This window comes from Sphingobium sp. UBA5915 (assembly GCF_002431195.1).
In the GTDB taxonomy this organism is placed as follows: Bacteria; Pseudomonadota; Alphaproteobacteria; order Sphingomonadales; family Sphingomonadaceae; genus Sphingobium; species Sphingobium soli.
Genome location: NZ_DJDV01000039.1, coordinates 36,614 through 44,645 on the forward strand (window position 1 = coordinate 36,614; position 8,032 = coordinate 44,645).

The 8,032-nt window shown below is 60.2% G+C and carries 7 protein-coding genes and 1 pseudogene; 6 read left to right on the forward strand and 2 right to left on the reverse strand.

Annotated features, from left to right (window positions below):
* The first annotated feature begins 85 nt into the window (after positions 1–85).
* The 6 genes and pseudogenes from B2V90_RS05540 (at position 86) to B2V90_RS05565 (ending at position 6,451) form a co-directional block, all read left to right on the forward strand.
* On the forward strand, positions 86–1,525 hold the full coding sequence (locus B2V90_RS05540) for an LLM class flavin-dependent oxidoreductase (RefSeq protein ID WP_286865205.1): 1,440 nt from the start codon (positions 86–88) through the stop codon (positions 1,523–1,525).
* Entirely contained in the window at positions 1,522–2,307 is a 786-nt protein-coding gene (locus B2V90_RS05545; protein WP_216314193.1) for an alpha/beta fold hydrolase, read from the forward strand. The genes B2V90_RS05540 and B2V90_RS05545 overlap by 4 nt, the downstream gene beginning before the upstream one ends.
* 72 nt (positions 2,308–2,379) lie before the next feature.
* Positions 2,380–2,916 carry a VOC family protein gene (locus B2V90_RS05550; RefSeq protein WP_216314191.1) on the forward strand — a complete coding sequence of 179 codons (537 nt, stop codon included), beginning with the start codon at positions 2,380–2,382 and terminating at the stop codon, positions 2,914–2,916.
* Between the two features lie 143 nt (positions 2,917–3,059).
* Entirely contained in the window at positions 3,060–4,061 is a 1,002-nt protein-coding gene (locus B2V90_RS05555) for a zinc-binding dehydrogenase (RefSeq protein WP_293920160.1), read from the forward strand.
* Positions 4,062–4,227: 166 nt separating this feature from the next.
* Positions 4,228–4,918, forward strand: a pseudogene (locus B2V90_RS05560) (pentapeptide repeat-containing protein).
* Positions 4,919–5,509: 591 nt separating this feature from the next.
* The gene (locus B2V90_RS05565) at positions 5,510–6,451 is read left to right on the forward strand and encodes an IS110 family transposase (RefSeq protein ID WP_216314187.1); all 942 of its coding nucleotides are present in this window, start codon (positions 5,510–5,512) and stop codon (positions 6,449–6,451) included.
* A gap of 14 nt (positions 6,452–6,465) precedes the next feature.
* Here B2V90_RS05565 and B2V90_RS05570 read toward each other — a convergent pair whose 3' ends face one another.
* Entirely contained in the window at positions 6,466–7,230 is a 765-nt protein-coding gene (locus B2V90_RS05570; protein ID WP_216314185.1) for a TonB-dependent receptor domain-containing protein, read from the reverse strand.
* A gap of 430 nt (positions 7,231–7,660) precedes the next feature.
* Positions 7,661–8,032, reverse strand: a 372-nt coding sequence (locus tag B2V90_RS05575; RefSeq protein WP_293920158.1) for a transposase, incomplete at its 5' end; no start/stop codon positions are given.

Sequence of the window (8,032 nt, forward strand, 5' to 3'; positions counted from 1 at the left end):
GCCGCGTCCATTTGCGGCCTCATGTAGCTTGCGTGAGAATCCGCATCAAAGCCGCAGGTCGAATGGCGAAATCCATTTCGTGTCCATGTCGCACAAAAGGAGATATAATGCTGATCTACTATTGTGGGAATATATTGACAAAATAGCCGGGATAACCGTAGCGTGGCGCTATAAGGGAGTGGGTGGATCCAGCCTGCCCACTTTGGTTGCCGAAGGCATAACCCTCGGTGAAGCATCGGCCGCGCAGCAAGCGCTGCTATTAGTCCGGAGAGGATGGGCAATGAAAAGTATCTGGTTCCACTTCCAGGGGTATCGCGATCTCCCCGATGACTTCACGGAAAAATATGACAGCGTTTGGGTAACCCCGCCGAATGATGTGCTGTGCGACCCCGAGATGGCCGGTAAATATTTCAACTGGAATCTCGAAGAGTTGGAATATGCCGACGAGATGGGCTTCGATGGCCTCGGCGTGAACGAACATCATTCAAACGCCTATGGATTTTCCTGCTCGCCGAATCTCGTGGCAATGCCGCTGGCCCGGCGCAAATCGCAGGCCGCGATCGTCGTTCTGGGGGCGACGCTGCCGCTCTACAATCCCGCCATCCGCGTCGCCGAGGAGTTCGCGCTGCTCGACTGCGTCAGCGGCGGTCGGCTGGTCGCGGGATTTCCGGTCGGTTCCGCGATGGACACCGTGGGTGTGTATGGAACGCCGCCGACGATGGTGCGGCCTCGCTACTATGAAGCGCATGACCTGATTACGCAGGCATGGACGCGGCCCGGACCGTTCGCCTTCAACGGCGAGTATAACAAGCTTCGCTACGTCAACCCCTGGCCCAAGCCGCTTCAGACACCACATCCACCCATCTGGCTGGCAGGTGGCGGATCGATCGAGACGTGGAAGTTTGCCACAGATAACAATTATACATACAATTACCTCAGTTTTACCGGCTACCAGAACTCGCGTGCGCTCATGCAGGGCTACTGGGATGAGGTCGAGCGGGCCGGACTTGACGATAATCCCTATCGGGCCGGGTTTGCGCAGATCGTCCTGGTCGCCGACACCGACGAGGAGGCCGAACGCCTCTATTTCAAGCATGTACAGAACTTCTTCGCCAAGGCGCTGCATGTCGCCCCCCATTTTGCGGCGCCCCCCGGCTTCATGAGCGCGGAGAGTGTCAGATTCAACATGACGAAGGCCGCGCGGCCCAAAATGAAGAGCCCCTATGAGCAGACCTGGGCGGACTTCACCGGCGACAAGCGGGTTATTGCCGGCTGCCCCGATCGGGTTGTCCACGAACTGACCGAGGCCGCCAAGAGCCTGCGCTGCGGTCACTTCATGCTGCTGATGCAGGTTCAGTCGATGGACACGGATCTGACCAAATACAGCACCAAGCTCTTTGCCGAGAAGGTGATGCCCCGCATCCGGGACTATTGGGACAAGCAGGGTTACGTCGATCATTGGTGGCCGCAAGGGGCGAGCAAGACGCCCCAGCCGGCAACCGAGCAGACGGAGGCGCTGGCATGACCGCTTCTGTCGCCACGGTCGCTCATCCCGGCCCGTTCGCCGCCAATCCCGTGCTGACCAAGGGGGAGGGCAGGCCGGTCGTGTTCCTCCACGGTGCCTTCGGTCAGGAATGGAACGGGCTGCTGGAGGATCTTTCCAGGAACTTCGCGGTCCACGCGCCGGCTCATCCCGGCAGCGTCGATGCGGACGACCTCAAGAGCCTCCCTGGTTTCTGGGAACTCGTCCTTTATTATGACGACCTCTTCACAGCGCTCGGGCTCGAGGATTTCGATCTCATCGGCCACAGTTTCGGTGGCATGGTCGCGGCGGAATATGCTGCAACCTATCCGGGCAAGGTGCGGCGCCTCGTCCTGATCGATGCGATGGGACTGTGGAACGACAATCATCCGGTCGAGGATCATCTGCTCGCTTCGGAAGCGACCAGACGCGCTCTGCTCTATCATGATCAGAGCCGCCCCGAAGTGGTGGAGCGGTTGACCGATCCCAGCGATCCGGACGAGGCGCGAGAGGCGTTCATTGCGCGGTTCCTGGCGCTGGCCGGGAGCGGGCATTTCATCCATCCGATACCCGAGCGAGGCCTGGGGCGGCGGTTGCGCCGGATCACCGCGGACACCTTGCTGGTCTGGGGTGCGGACGATCGGCTGACGCCAATACACTATGCCGACGAGTTTCAGGCGGCGATCGCCAATGCTCGCATCGTCAGGGTTGCTGATGCCGGGCATGTTCCATTTGTGGAACAGCGTGACAAGGTCAGCCCCGCCGTAGAAGAATTCCTGGCGTGATCTATCGACGTCCGCGGCGCATCGCTCGCCAGCGCGAGAGAAACCGCGGACGTCGCCAGCAGGACATAGGATATGAGTCGAATCTTTGGTCCGGCGTGGCAAAACGGCTACGTCGTGGAGGACCTTGACGGAGCCATCAATCACTGGGTTTCCGTGCTTGGTGTCGGTCCGTTTTTCAAGGCGCCGCATCTTGCGCTCGAGGACTATCAGTTTCGCGGACAACGCTGCGATCCCGATATCTCGATCGCGCTCGCCTATTCGGGGAACCTTCAGATCGAGCTAATCCAGCAACATAATGATGCACCGTCGCATTATGCGGATTTCCGAAGCCGGGTCGGCAGTGGCTTGCATCATTTATGCACGTTCAACGGACGGCCATTCGAGGAGAATCTGGCCGAATATGCGCGCCTGGGATATAAGGTGGCGTCTTCGGGCAAGCTTGTGGGAGCAGGGCGTTTCGCCTACCTCGAAACCGAGGATCACTCCGGTACCGTGATCGAGTTCGGAGAAGGCAGCGCCGTGACGCGCGCGGCGTTTGAAACGATCAGGCAGGCGGCCATCGACTGGGACGGCACAAATCCGGTCCGGCCGTTGACGCTGAACGGCTAGATCATCCTGCGAGAAAGCGGGTAACCGCTTTTTGTTGAAAAGCGATGCGAAAGCGAAAAGCTGGAACGCGCGATCGGCGTCCTATTCAACGCAGCGTGACCCAGCATCCTTTTTCGGAGCTACAGGAGAATATCGTGCGCGCCATGCAGTTTACAGGTCCGGGCGAGCCCTTGGCAGCTGTTGAGGTCCCACCGCCGGTCGCAAAGCCGGGGTGGGTGGTTATCGATGTCGAGGCCGCGGGTATGTGCCATTCCGATTGCACGATCGTCGATGGTCCGGGGGTGAACTGGCTCAGCCACTATCCTATCATCCTGGGCCATGAGGTGGCCGGAACGGTCGCCTCTTTGGGTGAAGGTGTAACCGCCTTCGAGATCGGCGATCGTGTGGCGGTATGTCTCCGCGCCGGTCGCGACGAGGCCGGCGCGACGCTTGGGCCTGGCACGCATGAGGGGCCTGACGGGGGAAGCGCTCCAGGTCTGCATGTCGATGGTGGTTATGCCGAGCAATGCATGGTTCGCGCGTCACGACTGATGCATATACCCGAAGGGGTCTCGTTCGAGGTCGCGGCCGTAACGACCGATGCGGTCGTCACTGCCTTCCATGCTGTACGCACCACCGGCGATGTGCGCCTGGGCGATACCGTCGCGATCATCGGCCTGGGTGGCCTCGGCATAAACGCTGTACGGATTGCGCATCTGTGCGGCGGCAAGGTGTTTGGAGTGGATGTGAACGAAAGCACGTTCCCGGCCGCCATCGAGGCGGGTGCGCGGCAATGTTTCACCGACATCGCCGCCCTGAAGGACCTCAAGCCGTCGGTGATCATCGACTTCGCGGGTGTGAGCGTCACCACGGATCAGGCCGTCAAGATCGCGCCGCCGGAGGCTCGGGTCGTTCTTGTGGGACTCGGTGCTGATACGATGGTGCTGGCCACATCGCCTTTCGTCACGAAAAAGATCAGGCTGCTCTCATCCTTGGGCGGATCTCGCGAAGATCTTGAACTCGCCTATGAGCAGATCGCGGAAGGGAATCTTCTCCCTGCGGTGCAGGAGTTTGCCTTCGAGGATATCAACGAGGCGATGGAGCTTTTACGGCAGGGCAAAGCGACGGCACGTCTCTTTACGCGACCTCGGAAGGAAACGTCCTGACAGGGAATTGGCTCGATCCCCTAACTTGAAGAAATCTGGACCATATATCGGGCACGGACAGTTTTCCGGCGCGAAGGTCAGCTAACCATCGCTGCCGTCATCGCCATTGCGCGGATATGCGAGGCCGACCATGGATAACGCTGCCGGACCGCGTTACGAGGTCCCAATGGATGGTCTGTCTTCCGATCGTTCCGTTCGCGAGCGGGCGCTGACGCGAGCCGATGTCGAACGTCTGCGCGCGTCGTCGTCGCCCTCACATCTGATCGATGGCGATCTGGAGGAAGTCGACCTTGCCGGGCTGGATCTGTCCCGCTGGACGTTCGAGCGATGCAACCTGCGCCGCGCCGATTTCACCGGCTCGAAGCTGGAAGGCACGGTCTGGCGGTCTTGCCACGCCGCCCATGCCCAGTTCACCGGGGCCGATCTGAGCGACGCAAATTTCCTCGCCAGCGACTTCAACAATTGCGTCCTGCGGCGGTCGACCCTCGCCGCTGCGACATTTGAGCGGTGCAAGCTGACGGGCGCGGACCTTTCAGACGCGAAATCCCTCGATATTCGCTTTGAGGAAACCTTGTTGATCCACGCCAAGCTGCCGGGATATTCGTTCCGGAAGCAAGTTTTGAAGAAGATCGACTTCGGGCAGGCCGATCTGCGCAAATGCGACTTTCGCGCGACGATCTTCGAGGAGTGCAGCCTCCGCGATGCGAACATGACAGGCTCGCGTTTCGATGGCGCCGACCTGCGAGGCTGACCTAGGCGGCTTGCGGCTCGTCGACGCCAGCCTGTTTCGCGGAGCGACGATCTCACGCGAACAGGCCGGCCAGCTCTTGAGCGAGTTAGGGCTCAATGTGCGGTGAAGCCGTGGATATCACGTCACAATGTCATCGTTCGATCGGTCCCACTTGGCACAGATCGGCATGACGGCATCAATACTGGCGTTGCGCCGGCGCATTTCGTCGATCGCGATCGCTTCCAGGGAGCTCCGGCATCATCGGCGATCGATCGCAGGCATGCCGGTTGATGCTCCAGGGGCAGACCGTGTAGCGTGTCGCCAGGAACAACGCTCGCCCAGGTTCCTTCTATCGATGGCCACTGCCTCGTACTTGCCGGGAGTTGGAAGGGCCTCTTTCCGCTGCTGCTGGAGCATGATCCGATCAGATTGAATCGGATCATGCCCTATTTGTCTTTTGTTTTCCGCCTTTTCCGAGTCGTCAGGTGATTCCACCTGACTAGAAAATGCTTGTCTTATGACTTTGCTGTCCGTTTGGGTGATGATGCGATGCCCGTTCCGGGGTGGCCACCCCGGAACGGGCGGAAGGGGACGGATCGCGAAAATGCCGGTCGTTGAGGGACCGGGTTAGAGTGGGATCGCCCCTTTCTTTTCGTGTCGGCCCGAACGGATACCGGGGTCTTTCGGCCCGGATGACAAGCATGGGACAGCGGAAAAGATGAGCGAACCTCTACCACAAACCATCGGCATCGACATCTCCAAAGCAACGCTCGATTGTCATGCCCACCCTGCCGGGATCGACCGGCAGTTCGCCAACTCGGCCAAGGGGTACAAGTCCTTGATTGCCTGGCCCCGCCAATGGGAGATCGAGCGGATCGCCTATGAGGCGACCGGAACTTACCACCGCGCGCTGGAACAGGCCTTGGCGCACATGCCCTGCGTCAAGCTTAACCCCGAGCGTGCTCGCCGTTTCGCCCAGGCCACCGGGACACTTGCCAAGACCGACCGGATCGACGCGGCCTTGCTGGCGCGCATGGCCGCCACGCTGCAGCCGCCGATCAGGCCTGCAAGAAGCGCACAACAGGCGCTGTTGGCCGAACTGGTCAATGCGCGCGATGGGCTTGTGCGCGATCGTACCGCGCTCAAGAACCGCGAGAAAAATCTCACCGTCGCCCTGCTCAAGCGCCACTGCAAACAGCGTCTCGAACAGATCGCCCGCCATCTCGAAGCGCTCGACGCCGAGATCGCCGCGATCATCGCCGCCGATGCCGATCTCGCCCGGCGTCACCAAATCCTCACCAGCATCGACGGCGTCGGAACCCTCACCGCCAACCAGCTCGTCGCCACCATGCCCGAACTCGGCACGCTCGAAAACAAAGAGGCCGCCTCGCTTGCCGGCCTCGCTCCCGTCGCGCGCCAGTCCGGCCAGTGGAAAGGCAAGAGCTTCATCCGCGGCGGCCGCGCCAACGTCCGACAGGCCCTCTACATGCCTGCCCTCGTCGCCGCCCGCTTCAACCCAGACCTCAAGGACAAGTATCAGCAGCTCATCGCTGCAGGAAAGCCCGCCAAAGTCGCCATCACCGCTGTCATGCGAAAGCTCGTCGTCACCGCAAACGCCCTGCTCAAAGCAGACCGCCTCTGGGTCAAATCACTCGCTTGACCATCACGGATACTCTAGAGGGCAAAATCGAACGCGATGCCGTAGGTGCGCGGGGCGGCCGGCTGCTGAATGTCACCCGTGGGACTGGGGGACACCTGGGAGTAATATTTCTTGTCCAGCAGGTTGCGTCCGAACAGCCGGACCTTGACCTGATCCTTGGGCAGGGAGAGCGTCAGCTGACCATTGACTATGTCATAGGAAGGCTGGCGGACGCGGTTTTGCGTATCCCAGAAGAAGCCGTCATTATGATACCAGGTGATACTGCCTCCGATCTTGTAATCGGACGCGATGGGACGCTCGTAATTCGCCGTGACGCTGGACGTGAAGCGCGGCGAGAAAAGCACGTCTGACCCTGAAAGGTCGCCACGTGTCTGCACATTTCCGCCCGTCGGCCGAGGCGTGAGGATGATCGCGTTGGGGAAAGAGACGTATTTTGCGTGGAGATAGGTCAGATTGACATTGAACTGCAGGTGCCCGACCGCGATGCGCGGCGCGTAGGTGATTTCCGCTTCCGCGCCCTTGATATGTCCGAGCGCGGCGTTGACGAGCTGCGTGGCGCCCGCGGCGTTGATCGCCTGCAGTTGAATATCGGAGTAACGATAATAGTAGCCGGACAGGTTCAGCCGCAGCGTCCGATCGAAGAGATCGGTCTTTGCGCCGAGTTCGTAGGCGTCGAGCGTTTCCGGTGAAACCGCGGGCGCGAAAGGACTGGACGTACTGAAGACACCGCTTTTGAACCCGCGACTGTAGGAGGCATAAAGCAGGCTGCTGTCGCCCACCTGCTGGCATTTTCGAGCGCTGTGGATGTCAAAGCGGTGATTGCGATCGGAACGCGCTGGAGCGACTCTGATCGCCGTTGTGCCGTCACGATGATATCGCCGATCCCCTCCTGCTGGTCGCCTGTGGCTTCGACGTCGGGACCGGCTTGCTCCGGGGGGACCGTTGCGGGTGTACCGCCTGCGGAGTCTTGCGCGGAAGCCTGACCGCACCACACAACGCAAATAGCGATCACGGAAGCACAAAGCTTGAGATGTTTCATGGTCAATATCTCCCCTCCTGCGCCCCTGTTTTCTCTCTGCAGCGCGTGGCGCTCCCACCTGCAGTGTTCGATCGGAGATATCTCCCACCCGTCAGTCAGTCAATGAGAAATGAGACAAATCTCAGTATATGAGACAATGCGTTATTATAAGTTGTACCAACCGGCATTGATCATGACCCACGTGCCCATTTGCGGCGGCCGATGGTCATGAGGTGCCACGGCTGATCGACCAGCTTGTTCCAAGCCTCGCAGCAATGGTCGACGATGTTGTCGTAGGAGGTGAAGATGCGGTTTGAGAGCCAGTTATCGCGCATGAACTGCCAGATGTTCTCGACCGGGTTGAGTTCGGGGCATTTGGCCGGCAGCGCGATGATGCTGATGTTGTCGGGCACGACGAGCTTTCCGGTCATGTGCCATCCGGCCTGATCCATCAGCACGACCGCGTGAGCGCCAGGAGCGATAGCGAGTGATATCTCGGTCAGGTGCAGGGACATGGTTTCGGTGTTGCAGAAAGGCAGAATGTGCAACGACAAATTCGGTAG

Coding starts and splice junctions, on each gene's coding strand:
- B2V90_RS05540 (WP_286865205.1), top strand. CDS start 86: ATGTCGCACAAAAGGAGATATAATGCTGATCTACTATTGTGGGAATAT.
- B2V90_RS05545 (WP_216314193.1), top strand. CDS start 1,522: ATGACCGCTTCTGTCGCCACGGTCGCTCATCCCGGCCCGTTCGCCGCC.
- B2V90_RS05550 (WP_216314191.1), top strand. CDS start 2,380: ATGAGTCGAATCTTTGGTCCGGCGTGGCAAAACGGCTACGTCGTGGAG.
- B2V90_RS05555 (WP_293920160.1), top strand. CDS start 3,060: ATGCAGTTTACAGGTCCGGGCGAGCCCTTGGCAGCTGTTGAGGTCCCA.
- B2V90_RS05565 (WP_216314187.1), top strand. CDS start 5,510: ATGAGCGAACCTCTACCACAAACCATCGGCATCGACATCTCCAAAGCA.